Source organism: Vibrio sp. Hep-1b-8, assembly GCF_006124995.1.
GTDB lineage: Bacteria > Pseudomonadota > Gammaproteobacteria > Enterobacterales > Vibrionaceae > Vibrio.
This window is the reverse complement of record NZ_QEWN01000102.1, coordinates 1-17,175: the sequence shown is the minus strand read 5'-3', so window position 1 is coordinate 17,175 and position 17,175 is coordinate 1. Positions and strand designations below refer to the sequence as shown.

At 44.9% G+C, this 17,175-nt stretch carries 18 protein-coding genes and 4 pseudogenes; 14 read left to right on the top strand and 8 right to left on the bottom strand.

The annotated features are described in order from the left end of the window. The first annotated feature begins 10 nt into the window (after window positions 1–10). The 3 genes from DA100_RS11195 to yigB are packed head-to-tail and all read left to right on the top strand — an operon-like array spanning window position 11 to window position 2,338. Window positions 11–715, top strand: a complete 705-nt coding sequence (locus tag DA100_RS11195) for a DUF484 family protein (protein ID WP_138972204.1) — start codon at window positions 11–13, stop codon at window positions 713–715. After that, the gene (xerC, locus tag DA100_RS11190; RefSeq protein WP_138972203.1) at window positions 687–1,613 is read left to right on the top strand and encodes a tyrosine recombinase XerC; all 927 of its coding nucleotides are present in this window, start codon (window positions 687–689) and stop codon (window positions 1,611–1,613) included. Before DA100_RS11195 ends, xerC begins: the two co-directional genes overlap by 29 nt. 2 nt (window positions 1,614–1,615) lie before the next feature. Continuing rightward, complete coding sequence (gene yigB / locus DA100_RS11185; RefSeq protein WP_138972202.1) at window positions 1,616–2,338, top strand: 5-amino-6-(5-phospho-D-ribitylamino)uracil phosphatase YigB; 723 nt, start codon at window positions 1,616–1,618, stop codon at window positions 2,336–2,338. A 133-nt stretch (window positions 2,339–2,471) separates the two neighbouring features. On the opposite strand, the pseudogene DA100_RS11180 reads toward yigB, so the two are convergent. Next, window positions 2,472–2,698: pseudogene (locus tag DA100_RS11180) on the bottom strand (transposase); the annotation flags it as partial. On the opposite strand from DA100_RS11180, the pseudogene DA100_RS11175 reads away from it, so the two are divergent. Further along, window positions 2,691–2,885 (top strand): annotated as a pseudogene (locus DA100_RS11175) (EAL domain-containing protein); the annotation flags it as partial. The pseudogenes DA100_RS11180 and DA100_RS11175 overlap by 8 nt on opposite strands. Here the strand turns inward: DA100_RS11175 and DA100_RS11170 are convergent. Both DA100_RS11170 and DA100_RS11165 read right to left on the bottom strand, forming a co-directional pair. Beyond that, window positions 2,869–3,504, bottom strand: a complete 636-nt coding sequence (locus DA100_RS11170) for a DTW domain-containing protein (RefSeq protein WP_138972201.1) — start codon at window positions 3,502–3,504, stop codon at window positions 2,869–2,871. The pseudogene DA100_RS11175 and the gene DA100_RS11170 overlap by 17 nt on opposite strands. After that, a complete protein-coding gene (locus DA100_RS11165) occupies window positions 3,501–5,027 on the bottom strand; it encodes a hypothetical protein (protein ID WP_138972200.1) in 1,527 nt (508 codons plus the stop codon). The genes DA100_RS11170 and DA100_RS11165 overlap by 4 nt, the downstream gene beginning before the upstream one ends. Before the next feature lie 38 nt (window positions 5,028–5,065). Between DA100_RS11165 and DA100_RS11160 the strand changes: the two genes are divergently transcribed. Beyond that, on the top strand, window positions 5,066–5,545 hold the full coding sequence (locus DA100_RS11160) for an EVE domain-containing protein (RefSeq protein ID WP_138972199.1): 480 nt from the start codon (window positions 5,066–5,068) through the stop codon (window positions 5,543–5,545). A gap of 47 nt (window positions 5,546–5,592) precedes the next feature. On the opposite strand, the gene DA100_RS11155 is transcribed toward DA100_RS11160, so the two are convergent. Next, window positions 5,593–6,420, bottom strand: coding sequence for a Cof-type HAD-IIB family hydrolase (locus DA100_RS11155; protein ID WP_138972198.1), 828 nt, complete (start codon window positions 6,418–6,420; stop codon window positions 5,593–5,595). A 106-nt stretch (window positions 6,421–6,526) separates the two neighbouring features. Next, window positions 6,527–7,513, bottom strand: a complete 987-nt coding sequence (locus DA100_RS11150) for an alpha/beta fold hydrolase (RefSeq protein ID WP_138972197.1) — start codon at window positions 7,511–7,513, stop codon at window positions 6,527–6,529. A gap of 85 nt (window positions 7,514–7,598) precedes the next feature. On the opposite strand from DA100_RS11150, the gene rhtB reads away from it, so the two are divergent. The 7 genes from rhtB to DA100_RS11115 all read left to right on the top strand — a co-directional run bounded on the left by rhtB (window position 7,599) and on the right by DA100_RS11115 (window position 13,891). After that, the gene (gene rhtB / locus DA100_RS11145) at window positions 7,599–8,216 is read left to right on the top strand and encodes a homoserine/homoserine lactone efflux protein (protein ID WP_138972196.1); all 618 of its coding nucleotides are present in this window, start codon (window positions 7,599–7,601) and stop codon (window positions 8,214–8,216) included. 31 nt (window positions 8,217–8,247) lie between these two features. Continuing rightward, the gene (locus DA100_RS11140) at window positions 8,248–9,474 is read left to right on the top strand and encodes an EAL domain-containing protein (protein ID WP_138972214.1); all 1,227 of its coding nucleotides are present in this window, start codon (window positions 8,248–8,250) and stop codon (window positions 9,472–9,474) included. A 105-nt stretch (window positions 9,475–9,579) separates the two neighbouring features. Next, window positions 9,580–9,921, top strand: coding sequence for a metalloregulator ArsR/SmtB family transcription factor (locus tag DA100_RS11135; protein ID WP_138972195.1), 342 nt, complete (start codon window positions 9,580–9,582; stop codon window positions 9,919–9,921). Between the two features lie 25 nt (window positions 9,922–9,946). Continuing rightward, a complete protein-coding gene (locus tag DA100_RS11130; protein WP_138972194.1) occupies window positions 9,947–10,948 on the top strand; it encodes an ArsJ-associated glyceraldehyde-3-phosphate dehydrogenase in 1,002 nt (333 codons plus the stop codon). 11 nt (window positions 10,949–10,959) lie between these two features. Further along, window positions 10,960–11,451 (top strand): cyclin-dependent kinase inhibitor 3 family protein, encoded by a 492-nt coding sequence (locus tag DA100_RS11125; RefSeq protein ID WP_138972193.1) that lies wholly within the window; start codon window positions 10,960–10,962, stop codon window positions 11,449–11,451. A gap of 108 nt (window positions 11,452–11,559) precedes the next feature. Further along, window positions 11,560–12,780 carry an organoarsenical effux MFS transporter ArsJ gene (arsJ, locus tag DA100_RS11120; protein WP_138972192.1) on the top strand — a complete coding sequence of 407 codons (1,221 nt, stop codon included), beginning with the start codon at window positions 11,560–11,562 and terminating at the stop codon, window positions 12,778–12,780. Between the two features lie 97 nt (window positions 12,781–12,877). Beyond that, window positions 12,878–13,891, top strand: coding sequence for an acyltransferase (locus DA100_RS11115; protein ID WP_138972191.1), 1,014 nt, complete (start codon window positions 12,878–12,880; stop codon window positions 13,889–13,891). On the opposite strand, the gene DA100_RS11110 is transcribed toward DA100_RS11115, so the two are convergent. Next, window positions 13,888–14,217, bottom strand: coding sequence for a DUF2500 domain-containing protein (locus DA100_RS11110; protein WP_138972190.1), 330 nt, complete (start codon window positions 14,215–14,217; stop codon window positions 13,888–13,890). The two genes, DA100_RS11115 and DA100_RS11110, sit on opposite strands and share 4 nt — an antisense overlap. 269 nt (window positions 14,218–14,486) lie before the next feature. Here DA100_RS11110 and DA100_RS11105 point away from each other — a divergent pair, with 269 nt between their 5' ends. After that, the gene (locus DA100_RS11105; RefSeq protein WP_138972189.1) at window positions 14,487–14,852 is read left to right on the top strand and encodes a DUF4145 domain-containing protein; all 366 of its coding nucleotides are present in this window, start codon (window positions 14,487–14,489) and stop codon (window positions 14,850–14,852) included. 583 nt (window positions 14,853–15,435) lie between these two features. Here the strand turns inward: DA100_RS11105 and DA100_RS11095 are convergent. Next, window positions 15,436–16,018 (bottom strand): annotated as a pseudogene (locus DA100_RS11095) (transposase); the annotation flags it as partial. A 226-nt stretch (window positions 16,019–16,244) separates the two neighbouring features. Between DA100_RS11095 and DA100_RS11090 the strand changes: the two are divergent. Then, a pseudogene (locus DA100_RS11090) lies at window positions 16,245–16,448 on the top strand (IS5 family transposase); the annotation flags it as partial. Between the two features lie 189 nt (window positions 16,449–16,637). On the opposite strand, the gene DA100_RS20980 reads toward DA100_RS11090, so the two are convergent. Next, window positions 16,638–17,175, bottom strand: a 538-nt coding sequence (locus tag DA100_RS20980) for a hypothetical protein (protein WP_171052207.1), incomplete at its 5' end; no start/stop codon positions are given.

The window sequence follows — 17,175 nt, the reverse complement described above, 5'->3', positions numbered from 1 at the left end:
AGGATTCAACGTGTCTCAAATTGAAGCGGATGCACTGACGGCTGAAGTGGTAGCCGAGTACCTAAGTGACAATCCAGACTTTTTTACTCATCGACGTGATTTAGTGGACCGATTGGCACTGCCAAGTCAGGAACAAGGTGCTGTTTCTCTGGTTCATGTGCAAATGAACCGGCAGCGTCAGCGAATCGAAGAGTTAGAAGAAGAGATCACCTCATTGATGTCTCTGGCTAAAAGTAATGACAGAACATTTCATGAGTTTATGGAGCTGCAAGAGCAGATCCTCAAATGTGACACCCTGTTTTCGGTAGTAAAAGCCATTGAAAATATGGCCAAATCACTAGGATTAGTGGCTTATGTGCGCTTACTTGATAGCGAATCGGGCTACTACTCATTGAATAAAGAAAACTATCAGCGTTTTGCGATCAATCATTTAAATGGTAAGAGTGCTTACTTGGGGCGTATGCGCAAAGTAGATCGCGAATTATTGCTAGGTAAAAACTCTCGAGCGCCAGAAATGGGTTCGTATGTTGTGCTACCCTTGTATAAGAAAGCACTTCAAGGAGTACTGATGTTCTCAAGCGGTGATGGTGGTCATTTCCAGCCCCATATGGACACCTTGTTCCTGCGTCACTTGGCGCTGGTGTTATCTCATTTGATTGAAAGCCTGCCTTGGCAATGTGAAGAGCATGAGCGAATCAGTAACTCCTCTTCCTAGCGGACTAAGACAGCCTCTGGAACGCTTCTATGAATATTTAAGAAGCGAAAAGGGGCTGAGCTTGCATACCCAGCGCAATTACAAACAACAGCTTGAAACCATCGCAAGTCACCTTGTTCATCTTGGTCTGAAAAGTTGGCAACAAGTGGACGCTGGATGGGTGCGCCAAATTGCCAGCAAGGGAATGCGTGATGGGATGAAGGCCAGCAGTATTGCTACTCGTCTCTCTTCGTTACGTAGCTTTTTTGACTTTCTGATTTTGCGCGGCGAATTGACTGCAAATCCAGCCAAAGGGGTTTCTGCGCCACGTAAAAAACGTCCTTTGCCTAAAAATCTCGATGTTGATGAAGTAGGTCAATTGCTTGAGGTGAATGAAGATGATCCATTAGCGATTAGAGATCGCGCAATGATGGAGCTGATGTATGGTGCAGGGCTTCGTTTGGCTGAAATGGTCAATGTAAACCTTAAGGATGTGAGCCTTTCTTCCGGTGAACTGCGTGTTATCGGTAAGGGTGATAAAGAACGCAAAGTCCCTTTCTCTGGAATGGCGGCGGAATGGGTAACCAAATGGCTGAAAGTTCGCTCTAGCTTAGCGAAGAGTGATGAACCAGCTTTGTTCGTCTCAAAGCTTGGCGTTAGGATATCGCACCGGAATGTTCAAAAACGTATGGCGGAGTGGGGCCATAAACAGTCTGTCGCGAGCCACATTAGCCCCCATAAGCTGCGACATTCATTTGCCACACATATGTTGGAGTCGAGTAATAATCTACGAGCGGTTCAGGAGCTGTTAGGGCATGAAAATATTTCAACCACTCAGATCTATACCCATTTAGATTTTCAACATTTGGCTGACGTTTACGATCAGGCACACCCAAGAGCGAAAAAGAAAGGGAGTTAATTGTGCAATTTTTCCGCCAATGGCAAGCAGTCAAAGCAATGACTTTCGACCTTGATGACACGCTTTATGATAATCGTCCAATCATTCGTCAGGTTGAACGCCAGATGGTTGAATGGTTGCACCACCAACACCCTATCTCTGCGACTCAGCCGCTAAGCTGGTGGTATGATTTAAAACGAACCTTGGCAAAACAAGATAGCTGGTTACCTAACGATGTGACGCTATGGCGTTATAAACAAATTGAGCAGGGACTGATTTTGCTTGGTTATCAGCCGCAGCAAGCACAGTCGGCGGCTGAAGAGGCGATTGCGCGTGTCTTAGAGCTTCGGAGCGATTTCACAGTACCGTTAGAATCTCACAAGGTATTGGCCGAGCTGGCTAATCAGATACCCTTGGTAGCGATCACTAATGGTAATGTTGATGTGGAAAAAATTGGTTTAGCTGACTACTTCTCTTTGGTGCTGAAAGCTGGCCCAGATGGTTATGCAAAACCCCATCGAGATCTCTTCGACAAGGCGCAACAATTTTTGGCGATACCCGCTGAGGATATTTTGCACGTTGGTGACCACTTGGTCTCAGATGTCCTTGGCGCCAAGCGCAGTGGAATGAAGGCTTGCTGGTTCAACGATCAAAATATCGATTTGTATCAACATGATAAGGTGAAAGTTATCCCGGATGTTGAAGTAAACCGATTGTCTGACTTGTTGTTATTGATAGAGAAGTAACTAACAACTCTCGAAATCAACTCTTTTCATATGGATGCATATGAATTACGGTATAGCCACTAGTAAATAAATGAAACACGTCTTAGGCTATTTGAATGCGCACTTATTCCACGCTGGTGACTGATATACCCAATCAACTTGAAAATGCAGGCTTGAGTACCTGAAAATTATCATTGATTCGAGACGTCAGTGAACCTGCGATCTCTGGAAGAGTCACAGTAAAAAATTGGTCGATGGCTTCCTTGAAGTCTCGTTTATTTTTGAAGTAAACGTTATTCCTCGACTGCTCGTTCATTACCTTCCAAAGCCGCTCAATTGGGTTGAGATTTGGGCTGTAAGGGGTAGGTAATGCAGCTTGATAAGAAATATCGACCAAGACGAAAAACAGCGCCGTATTACGGCCCAGTTAGTTAAACTGTGTCAGGTTCTCAATGCCAAAACGGTCGCGGAGTTTGTCCACAATAGTGAGATTTGTAGCATTGCGGAAAGCATCGGCGTTGATTACCTGCAAGGCTTCTATTTAGCAGAGCCTAAACGTCTGTTTTAGCGTTGAAAACGTGACCACTTTTGTCGGCTTTAAACACCTGCATGTAGTGTTCAAAAAAAACTAATAGCTGTTCTGATGAGTTTGGTTCACCAACGGCATCAAGTAGCTCGCAACACACTTCTAATGTGCATAGATGGCCTTGTTGTTGATTACGTCGCAACTGATAGGTGGAGACTCGGGTTGGTCCAAGGTGTACTTGTGGCAACGCTTGCAACCAAGGGCTTTTACGCAGCATCTTTTTCGCCTCTTGCCATGTGCCATCGAGAATAATGAACAGGGGCGTGCTATTTGTTGTTGCCTGTCTTTGCTGACGTTTAATCTCTGATATATCGATGCTCTTATCGCTTGGGAAGAGCAAATACGGGTCATACTGTTGGCTAGCCACCAATGCCATTAAGTTTGTGCAAGGCTCCGTGCGCTGCCATACATGAGAGCTACTGGTTGCCAAACTTTGGAGTAACCATTTACCGGTATTAGTCTCGCGATCCAACTCGTTCTCGTGCATTAATAGTGCGATATGAATAGGGGCTTGTGTCTTTGGCAACAAGTCACACACACACTGATGTTGCAGCAGACAGTGAGGGCAACGAGTGCCCTCAGAGGTTATTACAGTATTCAAAGAGTAATGCCTTGTTGATGAGGGGTTAGTCCATCAGAGAACAGTTGGATTGGACTGATTTCATCGTAACCTGCCACTGGGGCGGTACTTGGGTTTAGCGGATACTTAACACCATTATATTTTAGAACGTGCTGGTTAGGTATCGCGCCACCACCGCTAACAAATAGAACCAGATCTTGCCAGCCGCTTTGTTTATTGACTCCAACGTTAATTGGCGTTCTGACTAAGGTGATTTTGCTATTAAAGCGCCAATCCTGTTGCTGATTGTCGAAAATCAGGAGCGTACAGCCACCAGAGCCACACCAGTCGAGTTGTGCCAATAGTTCATTATGGCCATCGCCATTGAGGTCGTAGCTAAGCCAGCGGTAGCGAGTCCCGGTAGGATCTATACCGTTAGCGCTGAAATAATCTCGCAGTGCTTTGTCAACTTTGGGATTAAATTCAGCGGTTGCAGGGATAGCGAGTGGACTAGTCGTTCCATACGTTGTCGAGGCGCTCTGCTCGGACTTGAATAAAGTCAGTCCACCGTCAGCAATAGGGTAGACCATATTGCCCACTTTTTCTTTGTCAGCCGTTATCTGGTTCCCTTCTCGGCTAAAGATACGTTCAGAAAGCAGAGGTTGTTGCTGATGGTGAGTCATGACAACTTGAACCTGATTTGGGTTTAGTTGTTGCCAGTAGCCTCGTTCTACAGAGTCTGATTCGCCGTCATTATAGCTGTAAGTGGTTGTGGCCGTATGGTCAGAAGCGATATTTAAGCTGACACTAAAGTTGCTAGCTTGTGTGGATGTGGCCTGATAAACCCCCGTCCAATTGTGGGTAGCATCTTTGTTCGATAGCATTGCACAGCCATTGTAGGTAGAGTCACCCAGTTGCAATGTCGCACTCCATCCGTAGAGAGAGTCACTCATACCATCGACACAACTGCGTTTATTGAGTTCTAGCGATCCGGCATCGAACTGATATCGTCGGCGATCGGTTTCAATTCGACTCGATTTCAGTGCGAGTTGTTGTTTCTCTTCGCCCAGTTTTTGAAATGTGAGGAACTTGTCTGAAAAGGCAACAGACCAGTATGGTTCGTTACCAAATGCAGAAGTAGGTTTAACTGGCTGATCACAGCGTTTTGGGTTTTCCGCACTAAGGATATTGATTGAATCAACAATGAAGCGCGCCGTGTAGTCGGCAACAAAACCATCCGCTTGACCAGTTGCAAGGTGACCGACCACTTCTGCGTACAGAGGTGAATATGGGCTTGGGACGAGTTTAAGAGCCTGTTGAAATCTGTCATTGGGTAGGTCGAGCCAATACTGCTGTTGACTACCGCAAGGTGTGATGGAGCGAACCTCATGACCAAGTATCACTTCACCGCGCATTACAAACGTTTGTGCTTGAATACTCGCTGGGTTATCTAAACTCGCTTTAGGCGTTGTTGGCGTTGAAGTTACTTGTTGAGAATCAAATGTCGAACATGCTGACAACGTAAGTAAAGTCATTACAGCCGCTGGGTTTCGGAGCGCCTTCATGCTATATCTTCCCTATTCAGAAATTGGCGGAGTCTATTATGGCATATTGGCTGTTCAAAACAGAACCAGACACCTTTTCTATTGACACTCTTCGAACACAAAAGGTTTCTTGCTGGGAAGGCGTAAGGAATTATCAAGCTCGGAATATGATGCGTGATCAGATTAAAATGGGCGACTTGGTTCTGATTTATCACTCATCATGCAAAAAAGTAGGTGTGGCAGGCATAGCTAAAGTCGTGAGGGAAGCTTATCCAGATCATTTCTCGTTTGATCCTGAAAGCGACTACTACGATCCAAAATCAACGCCAGATAGCCCACGCTGGGTGATGGTGGATATCGAGTTTGTTCGTAAGACAGAGCGCTTAATCCCACTTTCAGTAATGAAAGCCATGCCCGAGTTGGAAAATATGCCGTTAGTGAAAAAGGGCAATCGTTTATCAATAATGCCTGTTTCAGAGCAGGAGTGGAGTGCGATTCTCGACAAAGAGAAACTCCCCAGCCAAAGACAATTCTCGTGAAGCAAATCAGGCTGCAATAAGCAGCCTGATGGTCGTGAATTAAGTCATTAAAACAGATGGTCTTGGAGGTAATGAGCGACCGCATCATCGGCATTGCTACCAATGACTTCGTTATTAGGCAGCGCTTCTTTCACCTTGTGGTGCGCTGTTTCCATCACCAAGCCTTTTCCAGCCATTTCAAGCATTTCAGCATCGTTCATACCATCGCCAAAGGCAATGCAGTTTTCTAGTGTGAGGTTCAAGGACTTAGCAACCGCTTCTAGCGCATGACCTTTGGACACTTCAGCTGCCATAACCTCTAGGCACCAAGGTGTGGAAAACGCGATATTTAGCTGGTCGCCAAACGTTTCTCGCAGCTTTTTCTCGAAGATAACGAGATGGTCATGATCGTGCTCTGGATGAGTGAAAAATATTTTTGCTATGCCTTCGCATGGCGCAGCTTGTGCTGCGAATCGCTTGTAGCTAAAGCCGGATTCACTATGAAATTTTGCGAGCATCTCATCATCTCTATCCAGCAGCCAGTCTTCATTTTGGTACATGTGGATAAAGATATTGCGATCTTCTCTGATCACATCGATCACCGCTTGAACCAAATCAGCAGGAACATTCTTGCTGTACATGAGTTGGTCATTCTGGTCATGCACTCGGGCACCGTTAGAAGTGATCATGTAGGCTGGAATCCCGGCGATTTCTCGAATACCAGCTACGTCGACGTGGTGACGACCTGTAGCAAAGATAAAGGTGAAACCTTTTTCGTGCAGGGCTTTAAGTGTCTGTTTGGAAAACTCGCTTAGCTGGTGGTTTGGAGCAAGCAAAGTACCATCGAGATCGGAGGCGACAATGTGAAAAGGAGTATCTTGGCGTGAGTTGGTCATATCACCCTCGTTGTGCAGCGTTGATTCGCCATTGGTTAGAGCGAATAGTGTACTCCAAGAGAAAGGGGAAAAAGAGGGTAAACTTCACCCTCAATCATTTCCTATTTTAGTGTTTTTCAAAGAAGTTCAGGGTGAGATCGAGGGCTTGATTACGGTATTCGTCTTTCTCAAACAATAGCTCGTGTTTTGCGCCGTCGATGACTTCCAATACGCAATCTTGATGTGTTTTAGCCAGCTTACGCATAAATTGATCTTGTGCCTGATTGGAGACGATCAGATCGTCTCCTGCCTGCATCACGAGCAGTGGCGTCTTAATGTGACGTGTCATTAAATAGCACTGTTTACAGGCGACTAAGCCTTGCCATACCCAACGCGTGCTTGCTCCGCCTACTTTTAGTTCAGCGTGTTGCTCATAGAGGTTGCGGAACCAGTGGTAGCGAATCGAACTTTGGCTAAGTAGGTTACCCGCAAAAGGTTTGGGATAGTAAGCCACTTGGCCGGGAGCAAAAGTTGGTTTGGAGTAAACTGCCGTCAGTAGTTGGCCAAGCAGAGTTGCAATGGGTTTAAGGTGCCACGGCAGATTCACGCCATACATTGGCGCACTAAGTGATGCCGCATCAAATTGAGAATCGCGTGTTTGGAGATAACGAGTAACGATGTTTCCCCCCATAGAGTGACCAAGTAAATAGCGCTTGTCATAGTGCTCTAAGCTGAAGTGCTCGAGTAAGACGTCTAGGTCTTGAACGTAATCTTCAAACTCTCCGACATATCCCATCTGTGTATCTTCAATCAGACGTTCAGATAGCCCTTGCCCTCTGTGGTCATAGGAATAGATATCGTAACCCTGCTGAAATAGGTCGTAGAACAGTTCTTGATATTTCGTGGTGCACTCGATTCGTCCATTGACCACGACAATCGCTTTAGTGTGCTGAGGTGAACAGAACTTTATCCAGTATAATGAGGTCCGATCGAACGATTTTAGGTAACCCTGCTGCCTAGATTGCCAAAAGTTGGCAATATCGCTACTGATTGCTTGCTCAAAATCTGACTCTTGAGTATAAGAAGGAGTTATGTTGGAGCTTGAATCATTCATTGACGCTAATGACCTGAATATGATTGATTTTTGCGGCAGAGTTAGATTATGTGCGGCTAGCTACGTTTAGTCGAGAGGAAATACTATGGATATGCATGTTTGGCTTGCTTATGTGGTTACGGCAATTGTTTTTAGCCTTGCGCCAGGTTCTGGTACCGTAAATTCCATAAGTAATGGACTGAGCTACGGCACACGCCATTCTCTTTCTGCTATCGCCGGTCTGCAAATTGGTCTTGCTATTCATATTGCTCTTGTAGGTGCTGGTATTGGCGCTTTGGTTGCACAGTCTGCTTTGGCATTTAGCTTAATTAAGTGGGTAGGAGCGGCGTATCTGATTTGGCTTGGTATCCAAAAATGGCGTGATCGCTCAAGCTTAGCGGCGAATAAGGCGACTCAATATATGTCACGTACCAACCTAATGCGCAAAGCGGTGTTAATTAACCTTACTAATCCTAAGTCCATTGTCTTTCTTGTGGCCCTGTTTCCACAGTTTATTGACCCAGCAAGAGACCAATTGACTCAATTGTTGGTGCTAGGTATTACAACCGTAACTATAGATTCAGTCGTTATGTTGGGCTACACCAGCTTGGCTTCGCAGATGGGCCGTTTCATTCGTTCTGATCGTATTATGTCTAAGATAAACAAAGTGTTTGGCTCTATGTTTATGGGGTGTGGTGCGCTATTGGCAGCTGCAAAAGCATAACACTGAGCTACTGACTGATATGCAAAAGCGAATACGTGATACGTATGTAGCACGTCAACCTATCTTAAATGCTAAGCGACAAACCTTAGGGTATGAGTTGTTGTTTCGTGATGGCGAAAGCAATGCATACCCAAGTCATATCGAGTCCAACCGCGCCACCTATCGGCTGATTGTCGAAAACTTCCTATCGATTGGGACCAACCCTTGTATTGCGGCTTCTCGCTGCTTCATTAATTTCCCACACGAAAGTCTGGTGCGATTACTTCCGCTTTCGTTGCCAAAAGAGCAGATTGTGGTTGAGATTCTTGAAACCTGTATTCCCAACGATGAACTGTTCTTAGCCGTCAAAGAGATCCATGCCAATGGTTATCTGATTGCGTTAGATGACTTTGTTTACAAGCCTGAATGGGAGCGTTTTCTTCCATTGGTGCACATTGTTAAGATCGACATCATGGCAACGGGACTGGAAGAGTCTTGTGCGTTGATCAAAGAGCGATTAGCCATGGGCGTCAAACGGAAGTTCTTAGCAGAGCGAGTCGAGACAGAAGAAGAGTTTCTTGCGACTCGGTCTGCTGGTTTTTCGTTTTTTCAAGGCTACTTTTTTAGTAAGCCTGTTGTTATTCGACAGCGGTATCTTAGCCCTGCGCAGGTGATTGCGATGGACTTGTTCCGCGCTGTATGTCAGCCACAAGTGGACTTTGAGCAGATAGAAAGGATTGCCGCTCGAGATGTGGCTCTGTCATTTAAACTGTTGCGCTTCGTTAATACCATGTCGAATCGGATAGAAGTACCTATCTCATCATTTCGTCAGGCGCTGGTTTATTTGGGTCAAGACAAGCTGAAGATACTTGTGTCACTGGTGGTCGCTTCATTTGTTTCGGCTTATAAGCCAAAAGAGATTTACACCTTGTGCCTTCAGCGCGCTCAGTTCTTTCAACTAATGTCGGATGACAACCCGTTTGAGCAACTGCGCGAGCAGGCTTTCATTATTGGTTTATTTTCAATGCTTGATGCGTTGCTGGATATGCCACTCGAAGAGTTGGTTAATCAACTGCCCTTATGTAAAGCCATTAAAGTCGTTTTGCTTGAAAGAAAGGGTCCATATGGCACTTTATTGCAATTGGAAGAGTGCTACGAGAGTGCCGACTGGACAGGTATGGAGTCAGCGTGTCAGCAACTCAACCTCTCGATTCATGAAGTGATGCCAAGAATCAATCAGGCCCAACGTTGGAGCCAAGACCTTATTAAGGTCGTTTAACCCCACTGCCCAATCATGAATTTTTTATGACAAATGCCGTTCAGGTGTTGATCAATTCATCTAATTAAATAAATATATTCGCATATCCATATATGAGTATATTTTATGCTACCCCACCAATTCTTCAAATTGCTTTCTGATGAGACCCGTGTTCGTTGCTTGATGTTAATCATGCGAGAAGAGTGTCTGTGTGTTGGAGAGTTGACAGAAGCACTGAAAGAGAGCCAACCGAAAGTATCACGTCACCTTGCTCAACTGCGCTCGAACGGAATTTTGGTCGATGTTCGACAAGGTCAGTGGGTGTTTTACCGTTTGGCGAAAGACTTGCCAGGGTGGATGAACAAATTGATCGATGATTTGGTGGCTTCCAACTGCCTGAAAAAAGAATACCAGCAAGATATAGAGAGACTTCATGCAATCCAGTCTCGTCCAGTCTGCTGCCCATAGTTTTTGAAGATAAAGAGACAAAGTTATGACGATTAAAGTAGGTATCAATGGTTTCGGTCGTATTGGACGTTTAGCCCTGCGTGCTGCGTTTGATTGGCCCGAACTGGAGTTTGTTCTAATCAACGATGTTGCCGGTGACACCGCCACACTGGCTCACCTTCTAGAGTTTGATTCAGTGCAAGGACGTTGGCATCACGAGGTTGCAGTAGACGGCAATGCGATGGTGATTGATGGTCGCACTGTAGTAACGACTCAGAAGCGAGATATTGATGCCGTTGATTGGTCTGGCTGTGATGTGGTTATTGAAGCGACGGGTGTTCATCGCAAAACCGCTTTCTTAAACAAATACCTAGAGCAAGGTGTGAAACGCGTTGTTGTTTCTGCACCGGTTAAAGAGCCTGGAATTGCGAATATCGTAGTGGGAGTCAATGATGAAATCTTCGACCCTGCGATCCACCGTATTGTTACCGCCGCTTCGTGTACTACCAACTGTATCGCGCCAGTCGTTAAAGTGATCCATGAGAAGTTAGGCATTGAGCAATCTTCATTTACGACCATCCATGATTTGACGAATACTCAAACAATTCTCGATGCACCCCACAAGGATCTACGTCGTGCCCGCGCATGTGGCATGAGCTTAATCCCAACTACGACGGGCAGTGCGACGGCGATCGTTGAGATTTTCCCTGAGTTGAAAGGCAAAATTAATGGTCATGCAGTCCGTGTTCCGTTAGCCAACGCGTCACTAACGGACATCATTTTTGATGTCAAACGCGATACCACAGCGCAAGAGGTGAATGCCTTGCTAAAAGAAGCTTCTCAAGGGGAGCTGAAGGGTATTCTGGGCTTTGAAGAGCGACCTCTGGTGTCGATTGACTATAAAGGTGATCAACGCTCAACCATCGTTGATGCTCAGTCAACCATGGTTGTGGGCACCCGCATGGTGAAAATTTACGCTTGGTACGACAATGAGATGGGCTACGCGACGCGCACTGCGGAACTGGTTCGTAAAGTCGGTCTGGTGTAAGGAGAGAGACAATGACACACCCATCTTGGCAGCTTGATTTAGAAGCGGGTGCTTTGATTCTTACCCCATGTCCTGGAACAAAAGGCGTAGATCTAGCCGAGTCACTGGCTCAACTGAAAGAGCAAGGTGTGCAGGCGATTGTGACTGCACTGGATAACGCAGAACTTGCAAGCAAAGATGTCTCCGCACTCGGTGAAATAACACAGCAAATGGGGATGCAGTGGTTCCAGATAGAGATTGAGGATGACTGCGCTCCGGCCGGTGATTTTATTAACAAATGGCAGCAAGCGAGTCCTAAGTTACACCAGATTGTCGACAACGGAGGCAAAGTTGCCATGCACTGTATGGGAGGCTCTGGACGCACTGGACTATTTGCCGCCCATCTCTTGTTAGAAAAAGGATGGCAACTGGAAGAGATTGTAGAAGCGGTACAGGCACTACGCCCTGGTGCTTTTACTAAGTCTGTTCAGGTCGATTATATCAAAGCGGTAGCTGAAAAATAGCGACGAAAAGAGCTTTTGGTCTATTGGTGTCTAAAAGCTCTTATTGCTCTATTTTCGCTAGCACTCTTTTGTGTGATTCGATTGCAAGTAAACAAGGTTAGGTTGTCTATGTTCGCAAATCTGAGTAAAAACGTGCGCCAATATATGCTGGTGACGTTTAACTACTGGAACTTCACCATTACTGATGGTGCACTCAGAATGCTGGTCGTGCTCTATTTCCACAGTCTTGGCTACAGCACTCTAGAAATTGCGTCGCTATTTCTGTTTTATGAGTTTTTTGGTGTTGTCACTAACCTTATCGGCGGATGGTTGGGAGCGCGTCTTGGCTTAAATAAGACGATGAACATTGGTTTGGGCATGCAGATTTTCGCCTTAGCCATGCTTGCGGTACCGACCAGTTGGCTGACGATTCCCTGGGTGATGATGGCTCAAGCACTATCGGGTATCGCAAAAGATCTCAACAAAATGAGCGCCAAAAGTTCCATAAAAACATTGGTGCCTGATGAACAGCAAGGCTCTCTCTATAAATGGATAGCGATTCTCACCGGTTCAAAAAACGCTTTGAAAGGTGCTGGATTCTTTATTGGTGGATTGTTGCTGTCGTTAGTGGGTTTTAAATATGCAGTACTGCTTATGGCTGGTGTACTGAGCTTAGTGTTTATCGGCAGTCTAGTTGGGTTAGAAAGTGATTTGGGTAAAGCGAAAACTAAGCCAAAGTTTAAGCAGATTTTTTCCAAGTCAGAGCCTATCAATATTCTTTCAGCGGCGCGTATGTTCCTGTTTGGTGCTCGAGATGTATGGTTTGTTATCGCGTTACCGATTTATCTTGGTAGTGTGTTTGGCTGGGATCATTTATGGGTTGGCGGGTTCTTGGCTGCGTGGACCATTGCTTATGGGATTGTACAGGGGATAGCGCCAAAGATTACGGGTAAGGCAGAGGGCAAAGTTCCTGACGGGCATGCTGCTATGCTGTGGGCTGGTGGTTTGGCGGTAGTGACCGGTTGTATTGCCTACGCTGTTCAGATTGGTTGGCTACCTGAGCTGGTGATTGTCGGTGGCTTGCTGCTATTTGGTGCAATCTTTGCGGTGAACTCATCATTGCACTCTTATTTGATTGTTAGCTACGCCAAAGGGGATGGGGTTTCCTTGGATGTTGGTTTTTACTATATGGCCAACGCCATGGGGCGTCTTATTGGAACGATCCTTTCTGGTTGGGTGTTTCAGATGGCGGGTCTTTCGGCGTGTTTGTGGGTGTCATTTGCATTCCTAGCGTTAACAACGATGATTTCTTTGAAATTGCCGAAAATCGAACACGTTGCATCAGCTTAACATTATCAACTATTCATGACTGAAAGCTGACCAAGGTTGTACTTTGGTCAGCTTTTTTATTGCTATATTCAGTAAGTTAGTTTGCAAAGGGTTAGGTATGAGAGAAAGAGTCCATTTTTTTGACTTGCTACGATGCGTAGCAGCGGTAGCGGTGATCGCTATTCATGTCCTTGCCCCTTATCGATACGAACTGGGTCTCATCCCATTTAACCAATGGGCGACGGCGGTTGGAGTCAATAGCGTAACGCGCTGGGCGGTGCCCGTTTTTATTCTTATCACAGGCGCCTTGATGCTGAGTGATAAGCGGCCATTTGACTTTAAGTACTATGTGAAACGTCGATTAGGCAAAGTGCTATTGCCTTTTATTGTCTGGTCATTGTTTTATGCATTTCTAGCAGGTTGGAGCCTGAACGGATTTGACAGCCAGCAAACTCAGTCTCTACTTGAAAACGGCCTGACACACGCTACTTATTACCATCTGGGATTTTTTTACTACTTTATCCCGCTCTATTTTGTGATTCCGTTTTTTCAGTTTGTCATTAGACAATATGGCGAGAGCTCACTCTATGCCTACGTCGCTATCTGGCTGGGTACTACGTTGCTCTACCTTACAGGTATCGATGGTGTGTGGAGCAATCAAATGTGGCTCTATAGCGGCTATCTTCCTCTTGGATACTTGCTCTACCAACGTGTGCCGCTAAGCAAAGAATACGTGATGACTTTCGCTGTGCTCGGAGCCATTGCCCTATTTGTCACAGGCTTTATGGTCATAACCAATAGTGTAGTGGCCGAAGAATATACGGTAGGACGTTGGCTATCCTATAAAACACTTAACGTTGTCATCGCGGCGAGCATGGTGTTTATGTTGTGCCGTTATTTTGGCGAAGGCTTATCATCCCAAGCCAATCGAGTGATTGGGTTCATTAGCAGTCATAGCTTGGGCATCTATATTTTGCATCCAATCGTGTTATGGCCGATGAAAGAGTTCGCTTGGCATCAGGGACATCCCGCCTGGGTTATCCCGGTGTGGATAATAATTAGTGGTTGTGGCTCTCTTGCAATGAGCTGGCTACTGGCGAGATCGGCTTATACACGTTGGTTGTTGCCTTAACGCTTTAAAGCAAAGTGGAGAAACTTGGCACCTTGATAAGTGAGCGTACCTTGATCGCCCGGATTTAAGGCATGGAAATAATGGATACCAACCTGAAATTCACGTTTAGGACCAATTTTTCCTTTTTGAACATAGATCCAATATTCTTGGTCATCTTGGCCAGGCTTCGGATCATCAACTGTTATTGCCTGTTTATCGAGGATGGTCACTTCGACTGTTTGTTGTGGGGCATTTTCACCCTGAATGTGCTTACGGTAGAAATGGACAAATGCCCATCCACTTATAAGCGCAAAAAGGGCGATAGCAATAGAAAGAGTGAGAGGCATAGTTTTCGTCCCTTTTACTAAACGCAGCCATTTTAACGTGATTTCACTAGATAGTCTGGGCACGGCTCTTGCTGTAAAAACAAAACAGCAAGATGGAATGCTTTTTTCGAGTCATATCACATGCCGCCACAGGGGGGGAAGGGAAGTAATTTAGTTGATTAGCTATTGATTCATTTACATAAATTAACTTGCAACTTGTAGAAAAAATGGGACAGTAGATAGAACAAGTAACAATTACCCCCTAAACTTAGTAGCGATGGAGGGAAACTATGTCTGATATTGAAAAAGTGGTCACTCGAACACGCAAGATCGAGAAGCTTCTTCGGACGCAATATCATGCAGACGGTAAGGGACTGCATCAGCTTATTACCAGTTGTGAAGAAAGACTTCCTCACGATGTAATAGGTAAGCTGAGATATATCGCAACGATTCGCAATAAAATCGTGCATGAAGAAGATTACAAACTAGATAGTCGCAAAGAGTTTCTAGCCGCTTGTGATGAATGTGAAAAAGAGCTGACACCTAGGAGTAGCCGTTTCATCTGGAGAGCAGCTATAACCTTGATGACTTTAATCACTCTTGCGGCATTATTGTTCTATTATGCTCATTGGGACGTGTTGTCGAAACATTTGTAGAGTAATTGCTAAAAACGACCTTTATTTTTTAAGTGTTAAAGTTAGACATACAGAGTATTTTTGAATCAAAGTGATGGTTTAAAACCCAATAAAAACAAAAAGGGACGCTAATGCGTCCCTTTTTGTTTTTAATAATTTCTTAGTACATCATCGGCAGTGTCATTAGGCCTACGACTACTGCGATCATTACAAGTCCTTGTTTTTGTGAAGAAGAAATCATAGCACTGCTCCTTTAAATTGATGTTTAACAATGTGTGACTAACAATAGCAGTGTTTTGATGAATAGATCAAGTGATTTGATCGCTAGTCCTTAAAAAAGATACTTTTCTATCGTTGTTTTCGATGAATTTCGAAGGTTAATTTGTTTTTTGATAGTTTTGTAACCGCTCAAAATGCCAGCTAATTGCTTTGTTTTTGTTTTTTAAGTTGTTGATTTATAATGATTGGTGTTGTTTTTTCTCATTTGGTGAGATGACTTTTCCTATACTTTTGGTTGGTTCATCATGTCATTGTTAGAGATGGTCAAAAGTTTGTTTTAATTTTCTATCTTGTAAGCGTTCACCAGTGGGTAGTTGACTTTCTTCTACAAGCCAAGAACGTTTGGATATGGCTGACGCGCAGTGAACGCTTGCACGATCTCCGTCAGTACAATAAGCTAGATAGCCCACGCTCCTTGCAGGTTTCTACCAGCGTGTGCATTCTGCCTCTGAATTTATCACCGGCATCTGAGGTGGTGCTAAAGCTGATTTTTCGTTGAATGACGCTGCCACGTATTCCTCGTTCCGCTTCATTGTTGGTTAACGGGATGAAATCCTGTTTCAGGAACAACCATAAGCTTTGCCGGTGTTGCTCCAGTTTCTCACAGCGACCTTTACACCTCTAAACAACGATGAAATGCCCCTTCTCAAGCCCGTAATCGAACGCGTTTTGAAGTCGGCGCATCCGGCGAATGTACTGCCCCTGAGGTATCCAGTTGTAGTTCGGGCATTGGTCACTAACGACAACCCCTGAGTAATCCACACCCAGGATGAGTGACTGGAACGCGAGTAGAGGATTTTTTCATAAACAAGATCATCACTGGCCGCCAGCCAACACAAACGCAGGCTTGTCTCATCGTTTCTCGGGTGGGAGGTTTCATCAACATGAACAAGTGAGGCTTTTCGAAGTTAGTGCTGCTCGTTTTTAGCCTATCTTCATAATGGCGTAATTGCTCCCATAACTCTGATATCAACGCATTAGCTTCGTTGATATCAGATGCAATAGGAGGTGTAGATGAGAATTTGGATTTTTTTTAGTCATGCAGGCAGCATGAACGCTAGGAATGATCACTCAACAGGAAATAGTGGATCCAGTGCTCTCGGTGAACAGTTACCCAAAAGCTGCTACGCAACTCTGAAAAATGAAACAATAGCGGAATGGAAAGCCCAATCTGGTTATCACTATCGCTCAATATCGGAGACTGCAATGTCCCGATATAAAGGAGTGACAAGCGGTAAACTGAGCTTGAGGTGTTACAACGCTCAAGTTGGTGAAATTATGGCGAATGTTAAAGCTATAAAAAAAGTCTTAGGACTAGGTATGCCCGTCAGAAGCTAGCAGCTAGTCAAATATGGCATCGTTGATCTTCAAGCTGATTTGATCAACAACGCCCTGTAAATAGATTAATTCAAACCACAACAATCGCCTACCAGAGCGTGGAAAAATGATTTATCTAAAAATCACAGCGTGGACTGAATTGTACCAGTCCACTGATAATTAAATGTTAAAACACCGAAGCCATCCTAATTAAAATATATGCTCTTTCTCACAAATAATAGCGTTATCTCGGTTTGGCCCTTCCTCGGTGAGTACAAACTCTCCCGTTGAACTTACGTGATTCACAGTAATCACATCACCCCACACATTACCGGTCTCTTCACTTGTCCAAAAGCCAGCGCCTACTGGCCAGTTAATAGAATATGAAGTTTTCTCACTGAGGAAGTTTTTAAGTAACTCACCAGATTGAGCTAGTTTAAGACCTTTTAATTCACATTCACTCTTAGCTTGGGCTTGTTCAGGTACTGAATACTCGAAAACAGCAGCACCAGGAGGAACCTTATCACCATGCTCATCCGCATAAAAAATATTATCGTTCCCACTCGTTTCAATTATCGAGGTATCAGCAGTTTGTAGGGGAGGATTATACAAAGGCACAACATTGACTGGTGCGGAATCAGACATGTCAACTCCGACAAAGTTACCACTAACTTCAACCTCTGTAACACCATACTGAACCCCTTCGATCAATCCAGGTATACCAACTAGCTTTGCGATCATTGAGTCG

What these genes read in the sequence shown, in the direction of transcription:
- rhtB (WP_138972196.1), top strand. Translation starts at nt 7,599, where the DNA reads ATGGATATGCATGTTTGGCTTGCTTATGTGGTTACGGCAATTGTTTTT.
- xerC (WP_138972203.1), top strand. Translation starts at nt 687, where the DNA reads ATGAGCGAATCAGTAACTCCTCTTCCTAGCGGACTAAGACAGCCTCTG.
- DA100_RS11135 (WP_138972195.1), top strand. Translation starts at nt 9,580, where the DNA reads ATGCTACCCCACCAATTCTTCAAATTGCTTTCTGATGAGACCCGTGTT.
- DA100_RS11165 (WP_138972200.1), bottom strand. Translation starts at nt 5,027, where the DNA reads ATGAAGGCGCTCCGAAACCCAGCGGCTGTAATGACTTTACTTACGTTG.
- DA100_RS11110 (WP_138972190.1), bottom strand. Translation starts at nt 14,217, where the DNA reads ATGCCTCTCACTCTTTCTATTGCTATCGCCCTTTTTGCGCTTATAAGT.
- DA100_RS11125 (WP_138972193.1), top strand. Translation starts at nt 10,960, where the DNA reads ATGACACACCCATCTTGGCAGCTTGATTTAGAAGCGGGTGCTTTGATT.
- arsJ (WP_138972192.1), top strand. Translation starts at nt 11,560, where the DNA reads ATGTTCGCAAATCTGAGTAAAAACGTGCGCCAATATATGCTGGTGACG.
- DA100_RS11115 (WP_138972191.1), top strand. Translation starts at nt 12,878, where the DNA reads ATGAGAGAAAGAGTCCATTTTTTTGACTTGCTACGATGCGTAGCAGCG.
- DA100_RS11160 (WP_138972199.1), top strand. Translation starts at nt 5,066, where the DNA reads ATGGCATATTGGCTGTTCAAAACAGAACCAGACACCTTTTCTATTGAC.
- DA100_RS11105 (WP_138972189.1), top strand. Translation starts at nt 14,487, where the DNA reads ATGTCTGATATTGAAAAAGTGGTCACTCGAACACGCAAGATCGAGAAG.
- DA100_RS11150 (WP_138972197.1), bottom strand. Translation starts at nt 7,513, where the DNA reads ATGAATGATTCAAGCTCCAACATAACTCCTTCTTATACTCAAGAGTCA.
- DA100_RS11130 (WP_138972194.1), top strand. Translation starts at nt 9,947, where the DNA reads ATGACGATTAAAGTAGGTATCAATGGTTTCGGTCGTATTGGACGTTTA.
- DA100_RS11155 (WP_138972198.1), bottom strand. Translation starts at nt 6,420, where the DNA reads ATGACCAACTCACGCCAAGATACTCCTTTTCACATTGTCGCCTCCGAT.